Origin of the sequence: Dermabacter vaginalis (genome assembly GCF_001678905.1) — a bacterium.
Lineage (GTDB): Bacteria > Actinomycetota > Actinomycetes > Actinomycetales > Dermabacteraceae > Dermabacter > Dermabacter vaginalis.
The window spans coordinates 1055089-1077091 of sequence record NZ_CP012117.1 but is presented as its reverse complement, the minus strand read 5'-3'; the positions used below and the strand labels follow the sequence as shown (position 1 = coordinate 1077091).

At 62.3% G+C, this 22003-nt stretch carries 19 protein-coding genes and 5 tRNA genes; 10 read left to right on the top strand and 14 right to left on the bottom strand.

Annotated features, from left to right (window positions below):
* Nucleotides 1-19: 19 nt before the first annotated feature.
* The 8 genes from yajC to thrS form a co-directional block, all read right to left on the bottom strand.
* Complete coding sequence (gene yajC, locus DAD186_RS04605) at nt 20-403, bottom strand: preprotein translocase subunit YajC (protein WP_157457084.1); 384 nt, start codon at nt 401-403, stop codon at nt 20-22.
* Between the two features lie 68 nt (nt 404-471).
* On the bottom strand, nt 472-1581 hold the full coding sequence (ruvB, locus tag DAD186_RS04600; RefSeq protein WP_065247694.1) for a Holliday junction branch migration DNA helicase RuvB: 1110 nt from the start codon (nt 1579-1581) through the stop codon (nt 472-474).
* Entirely contained in the window at nt 1578-2234 is a 657-nt protein-coding gene (gene ruvA / locus DAD186_RS04595) for a Holliday junction branch migration protein RuvA (RefSeq protein ID WP_065247693.1), read from the bottom strand. Before ruvA ends, ruvB begins: the two co-directional genes overlap by 4 nt.
* 27 nt (nt 2235-2261) lie before the next feature.
* Nucleotides 2262-2846, bottom strand: a complete 585-nt coding sequence (gene ruvC, locus DAD186_RS04590; protein ID WP_065247692.1) for a crossover junction endodeoxyribonuclease RuvC — start codon at nt 2844-2846, stop codon at nt 2262-2264.
* Between the two features lie 20 nt (nt 2847-2866).
* A complete protein-coding gene (locus DAD186_RS04585) occupies nt 2867-3622 on the bottom strand; it encodes a YebC/PmpR family DNA-binding transcriptional regulator (protein ID WP_065247691.1) in 756 nt (251 codons plus the stop codon).
* Nucleotides 3623-3645: 23 nt separating this feature from the next.
* Nucleotides 3646-4926: a PrsW family intramembrane metalloprotease gene (locus tag DAD186_RS04580; protein WP_065247690.1), complete on the bottom strand. Its 1281-nt coding sequence runs from the start codon at nt 4924-4926 to the stop codon at nt 3646-3648.
* Complete coding sequence (locus DAD186_RS04575; protein WP_065248727.1) at nt 4923-5525, bottom strand: HIT family protein; 603 nt, start codon at nt 5523-5525, stop codon at nt 4923-4925. Before DAD186_RS04575 ends, DAD186_RS04580 begins: the two co-directional genes overlap by 4 nt.
* 5 nt (nt 5526-5530) lie before the next feature.
* Nucleotides 5531-7531 (bottom strand): threonine--tRNA ligase, encoded by a 2001-nt coding sequence (thrS, locus tag DAD186_RS04570; protein WP_065247689.1) that lies wholly within the window; start codon nt 7529-7531, stop codon nt 5531-5533.
* 165 nt (nt 7532-7696) lie between these two features.
* On the opposite strand from thrS, the gene DAD186_RS04565 reads away from it, so the two are divergent.
* On the top strand, nt 7697-8686 hold the full coding sequence (locus DAD186_RS04565) for an L-lactate dehydrogenase (protein WP_065247688.1): 990 nt from the start codon (nt 7697-7699) through the stop codon (nt 8684-8686).
* A 1-nt stretch (nt 8687) separates the two neighbouring features.
* On the opposite strand, the gene DAD186_RS04560 is transcribed toward DAD186_RS04565, so the two are convergent.
* The 4 genes from DAD186_RS04560 to DAD186_RS04545 all read right to left on the bottom strand — a co-directional run bounded on the left by DAD186_RS04560 (nt 8688) and on the right by DAD186_RS04545 (nt 9897).
* Nucleotides 8688-9542, bottom strand: a complete 855-nt coding sequence (locus tag DAD186_RS04560) for an HAD hydrolase family protein (RefSeq protein WP_065247687.1) — start codon at nt 9540-9542, stop codon at nt 8688-8690.
* Nucleotides 9543-9610: 68 nt separating this feature from the next.
* A tRNA-Val gene (locus DAD186_RS04555) sits at nt 9611-9684 on the bottom strand.
* A gap of 47 nt (nt 9685-9731) precedes the next feature.
* A tRNA-Cys gene (locus tag DAD186_RS04550) sits at nt 9732-9802 on the bottom strand.
* A gap of 22 nt (nt 9803-9824) precedes the next feature.
* Nucleotides 9825-9897, bottom strand: a tRNA-Gly gene (locus DAD186_RS04545).
* Between the two features lie 367 nt (nt 9898-10264).
* On the opposite strand from DAD186_RS04545, the gene DAD186_RS04540 reads away from it, so the two are divergent.
* The 9 genes from DAD186_RS04540 (at nt 10265) to DAD186_RS04500 (ending at nt 20273) form a co-directional block, all read left to right on the top strand.
* A tRNA-Val gene (locus DAD186_RS04540) sits at nt 10265-10336 on the top strand.
* 1 nt (nt 10337) lies between these two features.
* Nucleotides 10338-10413, top strand: a tRNA-Gly gene (locus DAD186_RS04535).
* 142 nt (nt 10414-10555) lie between these two features.
* Complete coding sequence (gene glgX, locus DAD186_RS04530) at nt 10556-12787, top strand: glycogen debranching protein GlgX (RefSeq protein WP_065247686.1); 2232 nt, start codon at nt 10556-10558, stop codon at nt 12785-12787.
* A gap of 30 nt (nt 12788-12817) precedes the next feature.
* The gene (gene treY, locus DAD186_RS04525; protein ID WP_065247685.1) at nt 12818-15337 is read left to right on the top strand and encodes a malto-oligosyltrehalose synthase; all 2520 of its coding nucleotides are present in this window, start codon (nt 12818-12820) and stop codon (nt 15335-15337) included.
* On the top strand, nt 15334-17115 hold the full coding sequence (gene treZ / locus DAD186_RS04520; RefSeq protein ID WP_065247684.1) for a malto-oligosyltrehalose trehalohydrolase: 1782 nt from the start codon (nt 15334-15336) through the stop codon (nt 17113-17115). Before treY ends, treZ begins: the two co-directional genes overlap by 4 nt.
* Nucleotides 17115-17900 carry a dihydrofolate reductase family protein gene (locus DAD186_RS04515; RefSeq protein ID WP_065247683.1) on the top strand — a complete coding sequence of 262 codons (786 nt, stop codon included), beginning with the start codon at nt 17115-17117 and terminating at the stop codon, nt 17898-17900. The genes treZ and DAD186_RS04515 overlap by 1 nt, the downstream gene beginning before the upstream one ends.
* Nucleotides 17897-18337, top strand: coding sequence for a peptide-methionine (R)-S-oxide reductase MsrB (gene msrB / locus DAD186_RS04510; RefSeq protein ID WP_065247682.1), 441 nt, complete (start codon nt 17897-17899; stop codon nt 18335-18337). The genes DAD186_RS04515 and msrB overlap by 4 nt, the downstream gene beginning before the upstream one ends.
* Before the next feature lie 69 nt (nt 18338-18406).
* The gene (locus DAD186_RS04505) at nt 18407-19015 is read left to right on the top strand and encodes a DUF3000 domain-containing protein (protein ID WP_065247681.1); all 609 of its coding nucleotides are present in this window, start codon (nt 18407-18409) and stop codon (nt 19013-19015) included.
* Nucleotides 19016-19022: 7 nt separating this feature from the next.
* A complete protein-coding gene (locus DAD186_RS04500; RefSeq protein ID WP_065247680.1) occupies nt 19023-20273 on the top strand; it encodes an HRDC domain-containing protein in 1251 nt (416 codons plus the stop codon).
* Here the strand turns inward: DAD186_RS04500 and DAD186_RS04495 are convergent.
* Together DAD186_RS04495 and DAD186_RS04490 are read right to left on the bottom strand one after the other, a co-directional pair.
* Nucleotides 20270-20869, bottom strand: coding sequence for an NUDIX domain-containing protein (locus DAD186_RS04495; protein ID WP_065247679.1), 600 nt, complete (start codon nt 20867-20869; stop codon nt 20270-20272). The genes DAD186_RS04500 and DAD186_RS04495 overlap by 4 nt on opposite strands.
* Nucleotides 20870-20872: 3 nt before the next feature.
* The gene (locus DAD186_RS04490) at nt 20873-22003 is read right to left on the bottom strand and encodes a glycosyltransferase family 4 protein (RefSeq protein ID WP_065247678.1); all 1131 of its coding nucleotides are present in this window, start codon (nt 22001-22003) and stop codon (nt 20873-20875) included.

Sequence of the window (22003 nt, the reverse complement as noted above, 5' to 3'; positions counted from 1 at the left end):
GCGCGTCGCCCTTTACGGTTCAGTTTTTGGTGTCGTCCGCGAGGAAGTCCGAGGACTTTTCCGCATCGCTGCGAAGGTCGGCGTCAGAGACCGACGCTTCGTTGCTGCCAGCGGCCGACTGCTCGTTGGCGCTTTCACCGAAGCTCTCGGTGCGCTCAGCGATGGCATTGCGGTTCCACTTGAGCTGCGAGCCGTCCTCGGTTTCGAGAATGACAGTGTCGCCCTCTTCTTCGACGATCATGCCGTAGAACCCGGAGTGCGTGCGCACTTCATCACCGACGCCGAGGGACTTGACGAGCTCCTGATGCTGCTGAACCCTCTTGCGCTGACCGCGCGACATGAGGAACATCGGTACGGCCATCACGACGAGCATGATGATCATCAAAAACATGGGGTTTTGCACGAGGCGAGCCTTCCATCGGGGGTCACAATCTCTTCCACTCTACCCGCGCAAGGCCCTCAATTTCCCCTTCAGGTAAAGCGACCGTCCTCACGTCCGGAAACATCGAAGAGCGTAGAGTCATGCGCCGAATCAGGAGCCGGAGCGTCGAGTTCGAGGTGCCGCCACGCGGCCGGCGTGGCGATCCTTCCGCGCGGAGTTCGCCCGAGGAGTCCCTCGCGCACGAGGAACGGTTCCACGACAGTCTCGACGGTTTCTGTTTCTTCGCCCACGGCGATCGCGAGGGTCGAGAGACCGACTGGCCCGCCCCCGAACTTCGTACAAAGCGCATGAAGCACGGCGCGGTCGAGTCGATCAAGCCCGCGAGGATCGACTTCGTACACCGTGAGCGCCTCGAGAGTGGACTCCATCGTGATCGCGCCGCCGCCACGGACTTGGGCATAGTCACGCACACGTCTCAAGAGCCGATTGGCGATACGAGGCGTGCCTCGCGAACGAGAAGCAATTTCGTAGGCGCTCTTCGCCTCAATCTCGATCTCCAAGCGCGCAGCACTGCGTGCGATCACACGAGACAGTTCCTCGGCAGTGTAGTAGTCAAGGTGCCCCGTGAAACCGAAACGATCGCGAAGAGGCGAGGGCAACATGCCAGCACGCGTCGTTGCCCCGACAGCGGTGAACGGCGGCAATTCGAGTGGAATAGCCGTGGCACCAACGCCTTTCCCCACCACGACATCAACGCGGAAATCTTCCATCGCCATGTAAAGCATCTCTTCGGCAGGGCGGGCGAGGCGGTGAATCTCGTCGATGAAGAGCACCTCCCCTTCCTCAAGGGACGACAAAATGGCGGCGAGGTCACCCGCGTGCTGCACTGCCGGACCGGAGGTGATCTTGAGCGGGGAACCAAGCTCGTGGGCAATGATCATCGCGAGAGTCGTTTTACCGAGCCCAGGAGGCCCCGAAAGGAGCATGTGCTCGGGCGGCGTTCCGCGCATCGAAGCGGCGTCGAGAACGAGCGAGAGCTGCTCACGCACCTTCTTTTGGCCCACGAAGTCCGCGAGTTCTCTCGGCCTCAGTGCGCCCTCGGCGGCGCGGTCGAGCGCACCGGCCTCGGCACCGATAATCCGCTGGAGGGTCTCGTTGGACTCTTCGCTCTCGCCGCTCACATGTGAATGTTCGATCATGCACGGCCACCTAGATGACGCAGGGCGAGGCGCAACAGCACGCCCGAATCGAGGTTCGCACTCGAGCCCTTCTCTTTCTCCTCGTAGCCCGCAAGCACCGCTTCGACAGCTTCACGCGCGCCTTTCTCGGGCCAACCAAGGCCTTGGAGCCCCTGCACGACGTCCTTTGCCGCACGTGTCTCAGAAACCGATTCTTGCGCGGGATCTGCTTCCAAAGGTGCAGGCTCCCCGCTCTCTTTGGGACTCGAGGCGAAAGGTGCGACCTTATCTTTCAGTTCGAGCACCATGCGCTGCGCGCCCTTCTTGCCAATGCCCGGGACCGACGTGAGGGTCTTCACATCCTCATCGAGCACCGCACGCGCAAATCGAGAGGGATCCATGACCGCGAGCACGGCAATGGCGATGCGCGGCCCGATCCCCGAGACGGATTGAATCGTGCGAAAGAGGTCGGTTTCATCCTTCGTGAGGAAACCGTAGAGGGTCATCGAATCCTCGCGCACCACAAGCTCTGTGTGCACGAGAACCTCTTGCCCCGTGCGGACGGCGGAAAGAGTTTGAGGCGAGGTGTTCACCAAGTAGCCAACACCGCCAACATCAAGCACGAACGAATCGAGAGCGATGGCGCTCACGGCGCCGCGAAGGGAAGCAATCACGCCCACGATTTTAGAACACGCGTACGACTACAGACGGGAGGTCGACTTCTCCTGGGCGCGTCGAGCCTTCCGCTCGGCTTCAGCCCACTGAGCTTGGGCACTCGTGCGCCGGGCACCGTCGGACCCTAACTTGACCGGGCCAGAACCGCGCCACAGTTGCGTAATGGCGATCGCCACCGCATCCGCGGCATCGGCCGGTTTCGGTGGCGCGTCAAGCCTCAGAATTTTGTGCACCATGTTCTGGATTTGCGCCTTATCCGCGCGTCCGTTGCCCGTGATCGCGCGCTTGACTTCTGAGGGGGTGTGCATCTCGACCGGAATCCCCCGCTCGGCGGCAAGCACGATCGCGAGGCCCGACACCTGCGCCGTCCCCATGACCGTCGAGACGTTATTCTGCGAAAACACGCGCTCGATCGCCACCATGTCGGGGGCATACTGCTCGATCACGTGTGTAAGCCCGCGGTAAATCTCGAGGAGACGTAAATCCACCCCCTGGCCCTTGTTCGAGGTAATGACCCCCACGCCCTCGAGGCGCACGGAGCGGGCGGGGCCGCCATCGACAACCCCGAACCCGCACCGGGTGAGACCGGGATCAATACCCAGGACTCGCATCAAAGCCCCCGACGGAGGAACTATTCAGCCGCGAGCTGTGCGGCCACGTCCTCGGGAATGTCGAGGTTCGAGTACACGTTCTGCACGTCGTCGCTATCCTCGAGTGCATCGATGAGACGAAGCACTTTGTGGGCACCCTCGAGATCAACAGCCGTACGCATAGTCGGCACGAACGACGCTTCCGCACTCTCGTAGTCGACCCCGGCCTCCTGGAGTGCCTTACGGACGTTCACGAAGTCGGTGGCCTCCGAAATAATCTCGAAAACCTCGCCCTCGTCATTGATTTCCTCCGCGCCCGCATCGAGCACGATCTCGAGAAGCTCGTCTTCGGTGTGACCGGCCTTCGCCACGGTCACAACGCCCTTGCGGTGGAAAAGGTAAGACACCGAGCCGGAGTCAGCCATGTTGCCGCCGTTGCGGGTGAACGCCACGCGCACCTCGGACACGGCGCGGTTCTTATTGTCGGTGAGACATTCAACGAGGAGCGCAACGCCGCCGGGTGCATAACCCTCGTACATGAGGGTTTCGTAGTTCACGCCCGCGCCGTCGAGGCCGCCGCCGCGCTTGACCGCTCGATCGATGTTGTCGTTCGGAACGGAGCTCTTCTTTGCCTTCTGGATGGCGTCGTAAAGCGTCGGGTTACCGGCGGGGTCGGGGCCGCCAATGCGCGCCGCAACTTCAATGTTCTTGATGAGCTTCGCGAAGAGCTTGGAACGCTTGGCGTCAATCGCCGCTTTCTTGTGCTTCGTCGTTGCCCATTTAGAGTGACCTGACATCGGTTTCCCTCATTCGTCGTCAATTATCGCTGAATCATTGTACGCGCCGGTACGACGGGAGTCGTCAGTGCAGCTATCACACGGCGCGTTTCGGTGAGTTGCGAAAGCAACAGTGCCTCGGATTCCTTGATTCTCGAGGACGTGTGTCCCGCAACTGCCGCCTGCCTCTGGGCTGCGAGCCGAAGCGCAAGGCTCTGGAACTCCGCCATGGTCCACGTCGCTACAGCGCCAAAACTAGAGGCCCACGCCTTCGCACGTCGCCGCCCGCGCAGGCTCACGAGCATATCGACCTCACTCGGAGTGAACCATCCCGCGCGCCCGTATTCCGAAAGCCGCCTTCGAAGCATACGTTTCTCACGCCACCGAAGGAAGACCATGACCAGAACAAACGTGAGGAAAATTGGCACTTCAATCACGGCGTACCAAAAGAGCAACTCTTTGAGGCTCGTCACGCCATTGAGCGCGAGGAGCATCGAGCCGCCATTCCACAGGGCGTGAAGCCCCATGCCAAGACCGAGACCGCCTGCTCCCAAGAAGAAGTAGAGCGGAAGGCTGCGCCTCTGTGCCGCAATGCCAATGCCCAAACCTACGAGCGAGGTAAAGGAGGCATGTGCGAACGGCGAAAGCAGGCCGCGCATAAAAAATGTTTGCCAGAATACAGTCGAGTTCCCCATCACCTGAGCCTCGGCGAAAGACCGCGCAAAATAGGTGATGTTCTCAGTGAAAGCGAAGCCGGCCGCGATCAGTACCGCGTAGATCACGCCATCGATCGTTCCCGAGATGTACCGCCTGCCGAAGAGGAGCAGCAATACGAGACCAAACGCCTTCGTTGTTTCCTCCACAACCGGCGCCTGGAATGCCACCGAGAGAAACTCCTGAGCAGTGGCATCCTGGGTTTGGAGCGCGATGATGATCACCACGGCGGTGCCGAAGATGTAGGTGAGCGAGATCGAGCCGATCGCCCCCCATAGAAAGGCGTAGGCCATCGTGAAGCGCGGTTGAGGGGTCGTTCGGTCAAGCCACCACACGGCGAAAAGCACGATGCTAAAAGGCACAAGCGCAGCCGTGAGCGAGACGAGGCTTGTGCCGATCCCAAGCGGCACAATCACTAGCAGGAAAAGAGCTGCTGCGGCAAACGCGAGAACAGCGAAGGCAAGGGTAAAGATGACCCACGTGGCGAACTTTCCGCGCTTCTTTTTTTGCTGCTCTCGCTCGGCAAACGACGGCATGACATGTGCAAGATCCGCGGGGATTTCACGCTCCACGTCGTACCCGTACCCGAGCGCCTTTCCAGTAGTGCTCACGTGCGCTCCTTCGTGCCTTTCTCCCCCGCTGCGGGCCACGCGGCGGCAAACATCTCGCGAGTCTGCGAGAGCAAGAAGGGCAAAGCCTTCGTGCGCCCCACGATCGGGAGGAAGTTCGCGTCACCGAGCCAGCGAGGCACCACGTGCTGGTGCAGATGCGCGGCGATGCCGGCACCGGCAGCCTCGCCCTGATTCATTCCAAGGTTGAAACCCGCGGGCTTCGAGACCGCTCGCACCACGCTCATGGCGGTGCGCGTCAGTTCCGCAATCTCCGTGTATTCTTCCCGCGTCAATTCGGTGTAGTCGCTCACGTGACGATACGGGCACACGAGCAGATGCCCCGAGTTGTAGGGGAACAGGTTGAGGATCACAAACGCGAAGTCGCCTCGGTGAACGATGAGTGCGTCCTCATCGCTCTTGTCCGGCCCCGTGCAAAACGGGCATTCGTCGGTAGCCTCCGCGCTCGAGGGTTTGCCCTCCCCCTGAATGTACGCCACGCGGTGCGGTGTCCACAGGCGCTGGAGGTAGTCGGGGGTGCCGGCGAACGCGTGCGCGCTCTCGAAGGCCTGCCCGACTCCGTCCTCGTGCTCTGTGTTCATCGGGTTCACACCTGAGCCTTTGTGCGAATCGCCTCGAGGATCCGCTCGACAGCGTCATCAACGGGAATACCGTTGTCCTGGCTACCGTCGCGCATACGGAAGCTCACGGCGCCGGCGTCGCGATCCTCACCGCCCGCAATGAGCATGTACGGCACCTTTTCCTTCGTATGGTTGCGGATTTTCTTTTGCATGCGGTCGTCTGAGGAGTCGACCTCCACACGAACTCCGTGCGCACGGAGCTTTTGGGCGACCTCGTCGAGGTACGGCACGAATTCGCCAGCGACCGGAATGCCAACGACCTGCACGGGCGCAAGCCACACCGGAAACGCACCCGCGTAGTGTTCGGTGAGCACGCCGAAGAAACGCTCGATCGACCCGAAGAGTGCACGGTGAATCATCACGGGGCGCTGACGCGAACCATCAGGAGCCGTGTACTCGAGGTCAAAGCGTTCCGGGAGGTTGAAGTCAAGCTGGATGGTCGACATTTGCCACGTGCGCCCGATCGCATCCTTCGCCTGCACGGAAATCTTCGGACCGTAGAAGGCTGCGCCGCCCGGATCGGGAACAAGGTCGAGGCCCGAGGCGGTCGCTACCTCTTCGAGTGTGCGGGTCGCTTCTTCCCACACATCGTCGCTGCCCACGAACTTCTCGGGGTTCTTGGTCGAGAGTTCAAGGTAGAAGTCGTCGAGCCCGTAATCTTTCAGAAGGTCGAGCACGAAGGTGAGCAGGGTCGTGAGTTCGTCGCGCATCTGCTCGCGCGTGGAATAAATGTGCGCGTCGTCCTGGGTAAAGCCGCGTGCGCGCGTGAGCCCGTGGATCACGCCGCTCTTTTCGTTGCGGTACACGGTGCCGAACTCGAATAGACGCAGCGGAAGCTCGCGGTAGGAGCGGCCGCGGGAGGCGAACACGAGGTTGTGCATCGGGCAGTTCATGGGCTTGAGGTAGTAGTCCTGGCCCTGCTTGGTGACGTTGCCTTCGGCATCGCGCTCTTCATCGAGGTGCATCGGGGGGTACATTCCGTCGCGATACCAGTCCAGGTGACCGGAGGTCTCGAAAAGCTGCCCTTTGGTCGCGTGCGGCGTGTACACGAAGTCATATCCGGCCTCAACGTGGCGTAGGCGTGAGTAATTTTCCATCTCCATGCGCACCATGGCGCCCTTGGGGTGGAAAACGGCGAGGCCGGAGCCGATTTCATCGGGAAAGCTGAAGAGGTCGAGTTCGCTACCGAGCTTTCGGTGGTCGCGCTTTTGCGCTTCTTCGAGGCGGAACTTGTAAGCCTTCAGGTCGTCTTTTGTGGCCCATGCCGTGCCGTAGATGCGCTGGAGCATGGGGTTCTTTTCGCTACCGCGCCAGTAGGCCGCAGCAGAGCGCATGAGAGAGAATCCGTTGCCGATGAGGCGCGTCGAGGGCAGGTGCGGCCCGCGGCACAGGTCGGTCCACACGACCTCGCCTTTTTTATTGACGTTGTCGTACATCGTGAGGCCGCCGTCGCCCACTTCGACGCTTGCGCCTTCGGCTGCGGTGTCCGCGTTTGACTTCAGGCCGATGAGCTCGAGCTTGTACGGCTCATTCTTTTCTTCTTCGCGCGCATCGGCATCATCGATATCGCGACGCTGGAAGCGCTGCCCTTCCTTGACGATGCGCTGCATGTCTTTCTCGATCGCCTTGAGGTCTTCGGGCGTGAAGGGCTCGACAACATCGAAGTCGTAGTAGAAGCCGTCGGTGATGAACGGTCCGATGCCGAGCTTGGCGTTTTCGTCACGGCGTTGGACGGCCTGGGCAAGCACGTGCGCACATGAGTGACGCAGGATATTGAGGCCATCGTCGCTCGCGATATCCACACCTTCGACCTCATCGCCGTCGGCAGGCGCAATGTAGAGGTCCTTGAGTTCACCGTTGATGCGAAGCGCGATGATTTCGCGGCGGCCCTCATACAGGGTTTCGCCCGTGGTCCCCTGCTCGATCGTGGTGGGCGAGCCGTCGAGGACGATGGAAAGCTGGGACACGGGTAACTCCTTTAATCTCGGGGGCGAACCGACCTACGCTGCCGGCTCCACCGCACAGTCTAACGACTACCCACGAAGTGTTTCTGCGCCGGTTTCGCATGCGGAAGGTGTGAAAAGAGAATCAATGACTTGCGAAACGATGCCCGGGAGGCGAACGATGAAAATATGACCGCTCAGCATGTTTCAGCCACCCCTTCCACCCGCCCTACCAAGATCGCCATCGTTGGCGCCGGAAGCGTCGGAGCGTCCGTTGCCTACGCTGCGATGCTGCGAGGAAGCGCGCAAACGATCGCCCTTTATGACCTTGCGGCCGAAAAGGCGGAGGCCGAAGCACTCGACATCGCTCACGGGTCGCAGTTCGGCTCGGGGGCCACCGTCATCGGTGGCGGTGACATTACGTGCGTCGCCGGCGCCGATGTCGTCGTCATCACGGCCGGCGCCCGGCAGAAACCGGGGCAGTCTCGCCTTGACCTCGCCGGCATCAACGTCAAGATTCTGCGTTCACTCATGCCGCAGCTCCTTGAGCAGGCCCCCGAGGCGATGTTCATGCTCGTGACGAACCCGTGCGACGTGCTCACGGTCGCGGCACAGCAGATTACCGGCCTTGATTCCTCGCGAGTTTTCAGCTCCGGAACCGTACTCGATTCGAGCCGCCTCAAATTCCTCATCAGCAAGAAGATCGGCGTGAACCCCCGCAGCGTACACGCGCGCATTATCGGCGAGCACGGCGACAGTGAATTCGCGGTCTGGTCAAACGCCAACATCGGCGGGATTCCGCTTCGTGAATGGCGAGGGGCCGACGGGACTCTCGCTTTCACCGAAGCTGACCTTGATGCGGTGCGCGACGAGGTCGCAAACTCGGCCTACGCCATCATCCAGGGGAAAGGCGCCACGAATCTTGCGATCGGCGTTTCCGCCGCGCGTATTTGCGAAGCGATTATCAATGACGAAAAGGCCGTGCTCACCGTTTCCACCGTGCTTGATGACTACCGCGGCGTCAGCGGCGTAGCGATGAGCGTGCCGAGCGTTGTGGGCCGTGGCGGTGTTGAGCGCGTTCTCAACATCCCCCTCGACGAACGTGAAACTCTGCTTTTCCGAGCCTCGGCCGGACAGCTCAGCGCGATTCAGGAGGAGCTCGGCCTCGAGCTCGAATAGGTCACACGAGCCCCAACTGTTCAATCGCCTCGGCGAAGCCGCCTTCGCGCGGGCCGCGCATCACAAATGCGGGATCGGTGATCGCTCGGGAGGCGTCGGATCCTTCAACCGGTACCGGTAGCCCCACCCCTTTGAGCATGCCGATATCGTTCATGCCGTCGCCGAAGCCCACCGCCCGCTCACACGGGATTCCAACGTGCGCGAGCATGCGCTTCACACCGTCGATCTTGTCGATCGCGGCAAGCTGCAACTCACCCGAAGTGTCTTTGTCCTCGCCGATCGAGTAGGGCATGTCGCGCACCTTCGGGCCGATGCGCCGGGCGATCTCGGTGATACTCACGGGGATTTGCCACGCCACGACTTTCGCGAGGGATACCCCCGCAAGGCTTTCACGAAGAACGAAGGCGTCGAGCAGCTCCGACGCTCCCCCACCGAGGGTCCCCACTTCTTTCGCGGGGAGCACCTCTTGATTTGAGAAGGAGCGCGTGAGTCGCTCGCGAATGTACCGCTCGGCAGTGTGATTCCCGACGGTTGCCTCGGGAGATTCGAGCACGAAGGGAAAATCGCCCGCCTCCTGAAGAACACGCAGCGTGCGCTTCGCGAGATCGTCGGGGAATCGAGAATCCTCGAGAATAAGGTCGCCAAATTTCACGTAGGCGCCGGCGGAACCAATGACGCCATCGAGGGCTTCCTCGACGTCGCGCGGAATGAGGGAGTGTGGGCGCCCCGTGCAGAGAAAGGCGAGATGCCCGGCCTCGCGGACCCTTTGGAGGGCCTCGACGTGCGCTGCGGGGACGATGCCGTGGTCGGCAAGGGTGCCATCGAAGTCGAGAAAGAGTGCGTGCTGTTCGCTCATGCTGCCACCTTCTCACGTCAAGGAACACGAGAGATGACAAAAGGCGCCCCGCGGGGCGCCTTTATTTGTGGGCGATACTGGACTCGAACCAGCGACCTCTTCCGTGTCAAGGAAACGCGCTAACCAACTGCGCCAATCGCCCGTATGAGACCGTGCGGTCTATTTATGCGTGGTCATAAGCCACACGAGAGGTGGGTACGGGATTCGAACCCGTGTATACGGCTTTGCAGGCCGCTGCCTCGCCTCTCGGCCAACCCACCACGTGGAAACCTGAGATTCCAGAGCGGATGACGGGACTCGAACCCGCGACCCTCACCTTGGCAAGGTGATGCTCTACCAACTGAGCCACATCCGCATTTTTGGCCGATCGCTCGGACCAACGAATAGATACATTACGTCAGGATGGCCCCCGGCGCAAAGCGAAAGGCCCCCTTTTGACTCAGATCACCTCGGAGCCCACCCGCGCCTTCTCCACTAGCGAAAATTCGCGGCCCATAAAGAAAGCTCCGGAAACGCCGAGCCTTGGTAGTGAGTGGCGAGACTTTCTGGAACCCCGTTCGTTTGGGTCGGCTCCAATAGCAGAATCCGCACTCCCTCAAGCGCCTGCGAGCCTCACCACAAAAGAGGCCCGCGAGGGCGATCAAAGTTTGGGACCCGGCCTAGGTGGTGTACTGTTGTCTAGTCGCACAGAGCGAAGCCGAAGATTTTCGCGGCGCTCATGCGGGCGATTGGCGTAGTGGTAGCGCGCTTCCTTCACACGGAAGAGGTCACTGGTTCGATCCCAGTATCGCCCACGCGGATGTGGCTCAGTTGGTAGAGCATCACCTTGCCAAGGTGAGGGTCGCGGGTTCGAGTCCCGTCATCCGCTCCAGTAGAAAGGCCTCGTGCACGCGCACGAGGCCTTTTCTCATACTTGTGCACTTCGGTTTTCTGCCAGGCCAACGGGACATAATTGCGGCGCAGACCTGTTCACGCGCAGCTACCCGCTGCCTCAGCGCAAGGAATCTTTCACAGTGCAGATTTGGCCAGGCTCCCCCTATCCGCTCGGCGCGACTTTCGACGGCAGCGGCACGAACTTCGCTCTCTATTCAGAAATCGCCGACAAGGTCGAGTTGTGCCTCATAGGCGACGATCTCTCCGAACGCCGCGTAGAGATGACCGAAGTGGATGCTTTCGTGTGGCACGTGTACCTCCCTGCTGTTCAGCCGGGGCAGCGCTACGGTTTTCGCGTGCACGGGCCCTATGATCCGGCGGCGGGGCATCGCTGTGACCCTTCGAAGCTGCTTCTCGACCCCTACGCGCGCGCAATCGCAGGGATGCCCGATACGGATGCGAGCCTCCTAAGCTATGACCTCGAAAACCCCGACGAGCTCAGCAATCTCGATTCGAAAGACCACACGATGCACTCCGTCGTGGTCTCCCCCTACTTCGACTGGGGCAATGATCACCCGCCGGCCCACGAGTACCACGATTCGATCATTTACGAAGCGCACCTCAAGGGGTTCACGGCGACGCATCCGGAAATCCCCGAAAGCATCCGCGGTACCTACGTGGCGATGGGGCACCCCGTGGCGATCGACTACCTCAAATCCCTCGGCATCACCGCGGTTGAATTCTTGCCGCTTCACCAGTTCGTTCAGGACGGACATCTCCAGGATCGAGGGCTTCGCAATTACTGGGGGTACAACACGATCGGCTTCTTCGCCCCGCACAATGAATACGCCTACGCGGGCGATACGGGCCAACAGGTTCAAGAGTTCAAACAGATGGTGAAAAACCTCCACGCTGCAGGCATCGAGGTCATTCTCGACGTTGTGTACAACCACACGGCCGAGGGCAATCATCTTGGACCCACGCTGTGCTTCCGCGGTATCGACAACGCGAATTACTACCGCCTCGTGGACGAGGATCTCGCGCACTATTACGACACGACCGGCACGGGCAACAGCCTGCGCATGCGCACGCCACACGTCCTTCAGCTCATCATGGATTCGCTCCGGTACTGGATTACCGAGATGCACGTCGATGGTTTCCGGTTCGACTTGGCCTCGACTCTCGCGCGCGAACTCCACGAGGTCGATCGCCTTTCGAGCTTCTTTGACATCATCCAGCAGGATCCGATTATCTCCCAGGTCAAACTCATCGCGGAGCCGTGGGACCTCGGCGAAGGTGGCTACCAGGTCGGTGGGTTCCCTCCCCTGTGGTCTGAGTGGAACGGGAAATATCGCGATGCGATGCGCGATTTCCATCGCGGGGAATCGGGCATGCTCGCGAAGTTTGCGAATCGTTTCGCGGGCTCGAGCGACCTTTATCAGCACACGGGGCGCACGCCAATCGCCTCCGTCAATTTCCTTACGGCTCACGACGGTTTTACCCTGCGCGACCTCGTGAGCTACAACGAGCGACATAACGACGACAACGGTGAAGGTGGCAACGACGGCGAATCGAATAACCGTTCGTGGAACTCGGGCGCGGAGGGGCCGACGGATGACGAATCCATCCTCGATCTTCGGCTTCAACGCACAAAGAACATGATGGCAACGCTGCTGCTCAGCCAGGGCGTCCCCATGATCCTTCATGGCGATGAGCTCGGCCGCACGCAGATGGGCAACAACAACGTGTATTGCCAGGACAACGAGATCTCATGGATGAACTGGGAGATTGGTCCGCGCCAGCAGGAGATGCTGAACTTCACTCGCATGCTGATCGAGCTTCGCCGCGCCCACCCGATTTTCCGTCGCCGCCGCTTCCTGCTCGGCGAGGTGCGCGATGGCGCGGAGTCGAGCCTTCCGGACGTCGCGTGGCTTGGCGTTGACGGCACCCCCATGAGCGATGAGGAGTGGAACGACCCGGTCGCGAAGTGCCTCACCGTGTTCTTCAACGGCAGCGCGATCCCCGAGCCGAACAAGCGCGGCGAGCACATCGTCGACGACTCAGCGCTCCTCATGTTCAACGCCTCCGAAACCGATGTGGAGTTCACCGTCCCGAGTGAGGAGTACGGCCTCGAATGGGTTGTGACCGCCTCGACGTCGAAGTCGCTGAACCAAGGCGACACGGTTAAGGCCGGCCAGGTGCTCACGCGCCCTGCGTTCACCACACTCGTTCTCGGCCGCGGGCCTCTGACTCCCCCTGGCGAAAATGACGACTCCACGTCGCTCACCACTGCGCTCACTCCTCACACGTCAGTGCTCACTCCCGCAGCGCCAAGCGAGCCCGAAGGCGGAGACGGCCGCGAGAAGTACTGAGACACGCCTCATCAACGAGAGGGAGCGCCCATGCTCGATGCACCTACGAGTACCTACCGTTTACAGATCACCCCCGAGTTCACCTTCCAGGACGCAGAAAAACTCGTGCCGTACCTCGACCAGCTCGGGGTCACTCACGCGTTCATCTCGCCGATCCTCCAGGCTTCACCTGGTTCAATGCACGGTTACGACGTCGTGGATCACTCGCGCGTGAGCCTGGAGAACGGCGGTGAGGAAGGGCTGAGGAGGCTCGCGGATGCCTTGCACGAGCGCGGCATGGGCCTCATCGTCGATGTCGTCCCAAATCACATGACGATTCCCACGCCAATCTGGCACAACAGCGCCCTGTGGTCAGTCTTGAGGGAGGGGCAAGAGAGCGTTTACGCCTCGTGGTTCGATATCGATTGGACCGGCGAACACGGGATCGTGCTGCCCGTTCTGGGCAGTCCCGTGGCAAAGGCGATCCTCGACGAGGAGTTCGAACGAAGTAGGGCGGAGGTGCCGCAACCCGACGGTTCGGTGCGCACCGAGAGCGTCCTTCGCTACTACGATCACGTTTTCCCGCTGGCGAAGGGCACCGAGGACCTTCCCCTCGTGGAATTGCTCGAGGCCCAGCACTATCGCCTCGCGTATTGGCGTATCGGAACCGACGAGTTGAATTACCGCCGTTTCTTTGACGTCGAAACCCTCGCCGCCATTCGGGTCGAGGACCCTTCGGTCTTCGAAAAGACTCACGCGACGCTCATCCGCCTCCAATCCGAAGGCATCATAGACGGCTACCGGATCGATCACCCCGATGGCCTCGCGGACCCCCGCGGGTACCTTCGACGCCTCGAGAGCGCGACCGGTGGCGCTTGGACAGTGATCGAAAAAATTCTCGAGGGCGAAGAGTCGCTCCCCGCGGATTTCCCGGTCGCGGGAACAACGGGCTACGACGCCCTCTGGCGCGTCCAAGGGTTGTTCCACGACCCGGTCGGTGCCACGGAACTCACGCGCCTGTGGCAGGTTTTCACTTCCGACACCCGTTCGTTCGACCAGATCGTGCGTGAAAGCGCAAAAGAGATCATCGACGGCTCACTGTGGGCTGAGATCTCGCGGCTGGTTCGCCTTGCGAGGCGTATTTGCGATGCGGACATCATGCTGCGGGATACGACCACGCGTCGGCTCGAACAGGCCATTATCGAACTCCTGATGGCGATGGACCGCTACCGTGCGTACATTGTGCCGGGTGAAAAAGCCCCCGCTACCGAACGCGAGGTGCTCGCAGAGGCCGCCGAGCGCGCGGCCCTCGAGATCGGCAACGACGCGGATGACCTCGCTGCGCTCGAGACCATCACCGCGCTCGCTGCCGGGCAGGGACAGTTCATGCCCGACGGTACTCTCGATCCGCTGCGTGCCGAGTTCGTGACGCGGTTCGCGCAAACATGCGGACCCGTTCACGCAAAGTCGCTCGAGGACACGGCCTTCTACCGCTACCACCGCTTTCTCGCGGTGAACGAGGTGGGAGCGGATCCGAGGCGCATAGGCGTGGATCCCGAGGCGCTTCATGCCTTCTGCCTGCATATGCTCGACACATTCCCCGCCTCGATGACGACCCTCTCGACGCACGACACGAAGCGCAGCGAGGACGTGCGCGCGCGGCTATCGGCACTCACCGAGTATCCGTCGGAATGGGCCAAGTACGTGGCGCGCCTGCATTCCGCAAGCACTCACCACCGCGGTCCACTCGTGGACCCCCACATCGAGCTTTTCGTGTGGCAGACCCTCGCAGCGATGACAGATCTTCCCGGTTCGAGGCTCGCTCCCCTCACGAATGAGCGCCTCACGGGCTATCTCGAGAAGGCGATGCGCGAGGCGAAGGTGCATACGGCATGGGTCGATGGCAACGAGGAATACGAGCGCGAGGTGCTCGACTTCGCGCGGTGGGCTCTCGGCAGCACGCAGGTGCGCGCGATCCTCGACGAGTGGACGTCGCTCACGTTCGACTCGCAGCGTACGGCGATCCTCGGCCAGAAGCTCATTCAGCTCACCATGCCCGGCGTTCCCGATGTGTACCAAGGCAACGAGACTCTCGATCTGAGCCTCGTGGATCCCGATAACCGCCGCCCGGCAAACCACGATGCGCACGCTAGTCGGCTCGACGCCCTTCTTGCCGGTGAGGCGCTAGACGGCATCGCCGATGAGAAGCTCCTGCTCGTGCACCGCGTCCTCAAGGCCCGGCGCGATCGACGCGAAGCTTTCATAGGTCCCGATGCCACCTACCTGCCGCTCCCCACGTCGTCCGCCCACGCGGTCGCGTTCGCCCGTGCCCGCGCTGGCGGCCCTGCCGAGGTCGTGACCATCGCCACCCGCCTTCCGCATGTGCTCGACACGCGCGCTCAGGGCTGGCGGGATGCACGGATCGTGATCGACGAGGGGCGCTACACGAACGTTCTCACGGGCGAGCGGATCGAAGGCGGAACGCTCGAGCTCGACGCGCTGCTCGCCGACTGGCCCATCGCGCTCCTTGTGCGCGAGGATGCCGATGGCCTGGAGGAGGGTGGAAGATGAGAGACTATTCGCGCTTCGAGGTTTGGGCGCCGAACGCCCGCGAGGTCGCCCTTGCGCTCGAGCCGCACACTGGCACACATCGCCGTGAGATCGCGATGGAACGCGGCGATGGCGACTGGTGGCACGCTCCCGGTCTCGCGGCACAGCCCGGTTCCCGCTACGGCTTCCTCCTTAACGGCTCGACATCACCGCTGCCCGACCCGCGCTCGCTTTCACAACCGGAGGGCGTACACGGCCTGAGCGAGGTTTTCGACCCGCGATCCTTGAGCTTCAAGGCTCCGTGGAAGGGAATGGACGTTCGCGGGAAGGTCATCTACGAGCTGCACATCGGTACGTTCGGCGCAGATCGTACAGCCGGGACCGCGGGCACATTCGACTCCGCGATCGCACGCCTCGACCACCTCAGTGCGCTCGGCGTCAATGCGGTCGAGATTATGCCCATCGCAACGTTTCCCGGTGAACGCGGCTGGGGGTACGACGGCGTTGGTCTTTACGCCACGCACGAGGCCTACGGCGGCCCCGCGGCCTTGGCGCGTTTTGTCGACGCTGCGCACGCGCGCGGCCTCGCCGTCATCCTCGATGTCGTGTACAACCACCTCGGTCCGGACGGCAACTACCTCGGGCACTTCGGCCCGTACTTCACAGATACTCATTCCACGCCGTGGGGCCCCGCGGTCAATCTCGACGCCGATGGTTCAAGCGAGGTGCGCGCGTTTCTCATCGCGAACGCCCGCCAGTGGCTGCGTGATTTCCACCTCGACGGGCTTCGACTTGATGCCGTACACGCACTTCGCGACGATTCCCCCACCCATATTCTCGCCGAGCTCTCCAGGGCCGTAGAGTGCATGAGCACCGAGGAGGGTCGCCCGCTCTCGCTCATCGCCGAGTCTGACCTCAATGATCCCGCAATGGTCACGCCCGTGGCCGAGGGTGGGTTTGGCATGCATGCTCAATGGGCCGATGACATCCATCACCACTTACATGCGTGGGCGAGCGGAGAGCGCGAGGGCTATTACGTCGACTTCGGAGAAGCGAGGGGCGTCAAGAAAACTCTCGAGCGAATCTTCGAGCACGATGGCTCCTTTTCGACCTTTCGGGGAAAGACCTGGGGCCAGAAGGTTGATCCCGCAAGCGGCGATTACAACGCGCACGCCTTCGTCGCGTTCATCCAAGACCACGATCAGGTGGGCAACCGAGCTGCGGGTGACCGCCTCACGGAGACGATCGGCTTTGGCACCCACGCGGCACTCGCATCGCTCTACCTCCTCGGCGCCACGACACCGATGGTCTTCATGGGCGAAGAGTGGGGCACGAAGGTGCCGTTCGCGTTTTTCAGCGATCATGGCGAAGAAATCGGCCCACTCGTGAGCACGGGTCGAAGGGAAGAGTTTGCACGCATGGGCTGGGGGGACGCGGTTCCCGACCCCCAGGCGCGCACCACCTTTGAGGAGTCATTCCTCGACTGGAGTGAAACTCAAAGCGGTGAGCACGCGGCGCTCCTCGAGTTCTACCGCACTCTCCTTACTCTTCGCCGCGAGCGCACCGATTTCCAGTGCGGCGATTTCGCCTCGATCGAGGTGGAAGTGCTCAGCGAGGGAGCCATCCTCATGCATCGGGGCCTTTACAGCATTCTTGCCTCACGCGGGGACGCCCCCGTGACGTGGCAGTCGCCCTCTCCCGTGCGGAAACTGGCCTCATTCGGTGAGGCACACCTCGAGGGAGAGAGCCTCACGCTCGAGGGGGCGGGGGCACTCGTGTGCGAAAGGTCCGACGCTTGATGGCGACACACAGTTCCGATACCCCCCAACCTCTCTCCCGCCTCGTGGGAGGTGGGCATCCCGTCGCCGAGTCGATCAGGCTCGACGACGAAGGCGCGCTTCGCCTCGGCGAATTGCTCGCGTTCCCGAGCGACCGCGTTCACGTGCGTTCGATGATGAATCAGAGTCTCGACGGCGCCACCGCTGGCGAGGATGGTTCCTCCAGTTCGCTCTCAAACCCGTGGGATTTCTTCATGCTCACGGTTCTACGGGCCCTTCCCGACATCATCGTGAGCGGCGCGACAACCGTGCGACGCGAAGACTTTCGCCGTCCTTCGGGCCGGAAGGTGCTCCGCGGCGAAGGGCTGCGTCCATGCGGTGCGGAACTTCCCGCGCTCGCGATCCTCACGACGAGCGGTAAGATCCCCCCGCACATTGACGAAACGTGGCCGACACTCCTCGTGTGCCCGTCCGGGAATGGCTCCCGGGTGGCGCGCGAAAGTGGTTTTTCGAGTCACGCCATCATCGAAGCCGACGGAGCCCGCGCGATCGTCGAGGCCCTCGCTGAGCGAGGGTTTCGAGGCATTCAGGTTGAGGGCGGTCCTTCCGTCAATGGAATGTTTTTTGATGATGGGGCGTTTGATGAACTTGTATGGACACGCTCGGCGATCACCGTGGGAGGCGAGGCACCGCGGGCAAGCGTCGGAAAATTGCACCGACTCACGTGGCACCTCACGGATCTCTTCCACAGCCCCGGAGCGTGCATCGAACGCTACGTCCCCACGACGCTCAAGGAGAACCGATGAACTCACCGCTTGGTGAAGGCCACTACCGCTTTGCCCTTTCGCGCGACGAATGGCGCGAGCGTTTGAATGCTGACGAATATCACGTACTGCGTGAAGGCGGAACGGAGCGACCGTTCACAGGCGAATACGAGGAAGTGCGGGCGGCGGGAACCTACGCGTGCCGCGCGTGCGGTGCAGAGCTTTTCCGCGCGAGCGAACAGTTCAACGCCCACTGCGGTTGGCCCGCGTTCTGGGCACCTTCCGAAAGCGACCGCGTGGAATTGCGTGAGGATCGCAGCCTCGGCATGGTTCGCACCGAAGTGCGCTGTGCCTCATGTGGATCGCACCTCGGGCACGTTTTCAGGGGGGAAGGGTTCCCCACGCCCACCAACGAGCGCTACTGCATCAATTCCATCTGCCTCGTTCACAGCGACGATGCGGAGGCTTCGACCGAGTAACTCAGCCGAGTAACGCGGTCGCGGCGCGCCTCCCCCGCCATCACGACACGGGGCGATAGGTTTGCAGCCGTGGCCATTCATCACTTTCCTCAGGAGCGCGAAGAATTCGTGAGCGCGATCGACGCGCTCACTGCCGCTCCCCTCCGCCACGAGGTTCAGTGGGAAGAAATCCCCGCGCCTTCTCGCCTGGCACCCTTTTCATGGGCGGCCGAGGCCGACGTCGTCATGCACGACACCGACCTCGCGAGCGGAAAGTTCATCGTGCTCTACGACCCGAACGGCAAGGATGACTGGAAGGGCCGGGCCAGGGTCGTGACCCTTATCCAAGCCCAACTGGAGCACGAATTCGCCCTCGAATCGATGCTCGGCGATGTCGCGTGGAGCTGGGTCACCGAGTCGCTTGAACTTGCGGGCGCCGAGGCACACGAACTCGGATGCACCGTGACGCGCGTCGTGTCGCAAAGTTACGGGGCGCTCGCGGCACGCCCCACGACTGTGGACGTCGCGATGCGTGCTTCGTGGACACCGGATTCGCTCGCCCTCGGGCCTCACTTTGGCGCGTGGTCCGCGATTCTGTGCGCTGCCGGTGGTCTCCCACCGCAGCCGCTATCCGTAAGCCCTCTTCACCCCTCGCACCGTGCGAGGGCTCCTCATCTTTCTGCCGCGAAGGACCGCTAAAGGATCCATGACTGACGCGAACGCTCAGGCGACGGAAACCGCATCCGCGCCTCTCATTAAGAAGCCCGCGGGAGGAACTCCAGCTCTCGTGGCGACCATCCAGGGCATCCTCGAGTGGTGCGAGCGCGTTGAAAGCGGCGAGGACCTTGCGATCGATGTCGAACGGGCCTCGAGTTACCGGTATTCCGCGAAGGCCTACCTCGTGCAGATCAAAACCGAGGCAGCCGGAATTTTGCTGCTCGATCCGCTCGCGTGCCAACTCCCGGGAACTTTCACGGACATCATGAACTCTCACCCGTGGATTCTGCACGCCTCTCGACAAGACCTTCCCTCACTCTCGATGCTCGGGCTGACACCACCCGCGCTTTTCGACACCGAGGTCGCCGCCAGACTTCTGGGACTGCCCAAGGTGAATCTTGGCGCCCTCACCGAAGAACTGCTCGGCGTGCGGCTCGCCAAGGAGCATTCGAGCGCGAATTGGTCGAAGAGGCCGCTTCCGGAATCATGGCTCGACTATGCCGCACTCGATGTGGAATACCTCGCCGAGCTCAAGGCTGCTCTCACGCGGCGGCTCGACGAGAGCGGTAAAGCCGCATGGGCTCAAGAAGAATTTGCGTTCGAAGCAACATTTGCGCACCCCGACACACCCGACGAGCCGTGGCGCAGCCTGCACGGGCTCGGTACTCTCAAAAGCCCGCTTCAGCTGGCGGTCGCACGTGCGATGTGGGAGCGACGCGATTCGATTGCCCGTCATGCCGATATCGCGCCGTTCATGGTGCTTCGCGATAAACCACTCGTGGCCATGGCGAAGGCCTCGAGCAAAGGCCGCGAAGCATTCGACAAGGCGGCACCGAAAAATCTCAAGCATCGCGAGCAGTGGTGGCGATGCGTACGCGAAGCACGCGAACTTCCCCGCGTGCACCTCCCCTCAACGCGACCCGCGGGCCCCTACCCCAATCACCGGTCGTGGCCGAAGCGTTTCCCAGAGGTTCTCGGCGCCTACAAGAAGGTTCGTGAAGGGCTTCTTGCGCGCGCCGATGAACTACACATGCCGGTCGAGAATCTCATTTCTCCCGGCCATGTGCGCCACTGGGTGTGGAATCACTTCAACGCCGAGGCGGAACACCGTATACCTCACGCAAGCCCCGAACAGATCGAGCGCGAACTCGAGGCCGTAGGCGCGCGGCCGTGGCAGGCTGCACAAGCGACACCCGCGATCATCGAATCGCTGCGCGATTACACACCTCCGAGCACCTAGATCGCGACGTCCTCGCCTTTCCGTGCGCGTGACGTGTAGGCGAGGGTCGCGATGAGAAGTGCACCGTTGTGGAGTCGGCCCGAAAGCGCCGCACTTTCGAGATCGTCAATTGGCACGGTACGCGTAAGAATCTCCGCCTCCTCGTCGACGCGCGTGAAATCGATGGTCGAGGCCTTCGTGCACCCGTGCGCCACGTACACGCGAATTTTCTCGTTTGAGCCTCCAGCGCTCGGGTAATAGTCGAGCAAGTGGCGCGCGCTCTGCGCTGTGTACCCGGTTTCTTCCTCGAGCTCACGCAACGCTGCCGCGGCGGGATCTTCGCCCTCCTTGTCGAGGAGGCCCGCAGGAAGCTCCCACATGTGAGCACCGGCGGGGTGTCGGTATTGCCTGATCACAATCGCTTCGCCCTCGACCGTGAAGGCGAGAATCGCCACGGCACCCGTGTGCGAAACGTAGTCGCGGGAAAAACGCACGCCCGGAGCAAAATCGACGCTATCGCGAGCGACGTTCCACACGAGCCCTTCGTACACGGTTCGACTCTCGGCAACGGGCCGTGGGCAGAAATCGTCGGCAAGCGTGTCCTCGTGAATGTTCATGCACTATCGCTCCTCGTCGCGTGTGTCGGGAAAAAGCGCGCTCTCGAGCTGCGCTAATAAATCGCCCTCGGTGGGAAGTTGCTCCGCGCGTCGTCGCGAGGCCTCGCGCATCCGTTCAAGACGCGCGCGGGAACCGGGCACGGTGGGAAGCACGGCTATGAGTTGCTCGGCGATCTCGCGCGCCTCCCCCGGCGCGGCCAAAGGAATCTCCTCACCCGTCACCCACCGGGTACCGCCCGCATCCGTGGCGATAACCGCGGCGCCCTCGCTGATGGCCTCCTGAAGCGCGACGGGCTGACCTTCCCAGAGACTCGTCTGCACAACGACATCGGCCTCGCGCATGAGCGCGCGTGGATCTTCTACCCGGCCGAGAAGCTCTACGGGGAGCTTCTCGGCGGTAATTCGTGAGGAGAGGTTTTGGCGTTCGGGCCCCTCCCCCGCGATCTTCACGCGAAGCGCGCCGGGGTAGCGTTCCTCCACGATCCGTGCAGCCTCGCACAGGCACGCAAGGTCTTTTTGAGGCGCGAGGCGCGCAACACACAGGACCTCAAGAACATCGCTTTGGCCTGATCCCCGTTCACCGCGGAGCGCCACGCCAGGTGCCGGGATGACTGCGCCCTCAACCCTGCGTGCTCCGCGGGCACGCGCGGCAACCGCGAGGTCCGGCGACACCGCGAGTATGAGAGCGCTCTTTCGCGACACGAGGGTGAAGAGCGCCCGTCCAATGAGTGCGGCAAAGCCCGAACGTGGCATGCGGTTATGGAGCGTCGTGACAAGGCGCACGCGCGCGCGAAGCTTTGGTGTGAGCGCGAGGGCCGCGATCGCTCCGGCTCGCGCACCGTGGGCATGAACCGTGAGCAGCTCCCCGTCGGCGCCTTCCACTTCCTCCCGGACGATCTCCCGCAGCGCCCGGCGTGCACCCCATGCTTGACGCGGCGACGCCCCGGACGCGATTGCGAGAGGCCTGTGGTGGATGCTGGATGCACTGGCGTTGGGGGTGGCCTTGGGTACGAGGGCCTCTTCCCCCGCGTCCACAACGCGCACACCCGCATGTGCGAGAAGGAGCGCTTCCTCGCGCACGTGTGCGAGAAGACCGCCTTCTGCGCGCGGCCGCACGAGAATCACACGGCGCAT

Coding starts and splice junctions, on each gene's coding strand:
- DAD186_RS04585 (WP_065247691.1), bottom strand. CDS start 3,622: ATGTCAGGTCACTCTAAATGGGCAACGACGAAGCACAAGAAAGCGGCG.
- DAD186_RS04565 (WP_065247688.1), top strand. CDS start 7,697: ATGACCGCTCAGCATGTTTCAGCCACCCCTTCCACCCGCCCTACCAAG.
- DAD186_RS04575 (WP_065248727.1), bottom strand. CDS start 5,525: ATGAACACAGAGCACGAGGACGGAGTCGGGCAGGCCTTCGAGAGCGCG.
- ruvB (WP_065247694.1), bottom strand. CDS start 1,581: ATGATCGAACATTCACATGTGAGCGGCGAGAGCGAAGAGTCCAACGAG.
- DAD186_RS04490 (WP_065247678.1), bottom strand. CDS start 22,003: ATGCGCCGTGTGATTCTCGTGCGGCCGCGCGCAGAAGGCGGTCTTCTC.
- DAD186_RS04560 (WP_065247687.1), bottom strand. CDS start 9,542: ATGAGCGAACAGCACGCACTCTTTCTCGACTTCGATGGCACCCTTGCC.
- treY (WP_065247685.1), top strand. CDS start 12,818: ATGCTCGATGCACCTACGAGTACCTACCGTTTACAGATCACCCCCGAG.
- treZ (WP_065247684.1), top strand. CDS start 15,334: ATGAGAGACTATTCGCGCTTCGAGGTTTGGGCGCCGAACGCCCGCGAG.
- ruvC (WP_065247692.1), bottom strand. CDS start 2,846: ATGCGAGTCCTGGGTATTGATCCCGGTCTCACCCGGTGCGGGTTCGGG.
- DAD186_RS04500 (WP_065247680.1), top strand. CDS start 19,023: ATGACTGACGCGAACGCTCAGGCGACGGAAACCGCATCCGCGCCTCTC.
- msrB (WP_065247682.1), top strand. CDS start 17,897: ATGAACTCACCGCTTGGTGAAGGCCACTACCGCTTTGCCCTTTCGCGC.
- DAD186_RS04515 (WP_065247683.1), top strand. CDS start 17,115: ATGGCGACACACAGTTCCGATACCCCCCAACCTCTCTCCCGCCTCGTG.
- DAD186_RS04495 (WP_065247679.1), bottom strand. CDS start 20,869: ATGAACATTCACGAGGACACGCTTGCCGACGATTTCTGCCCACGGCCC.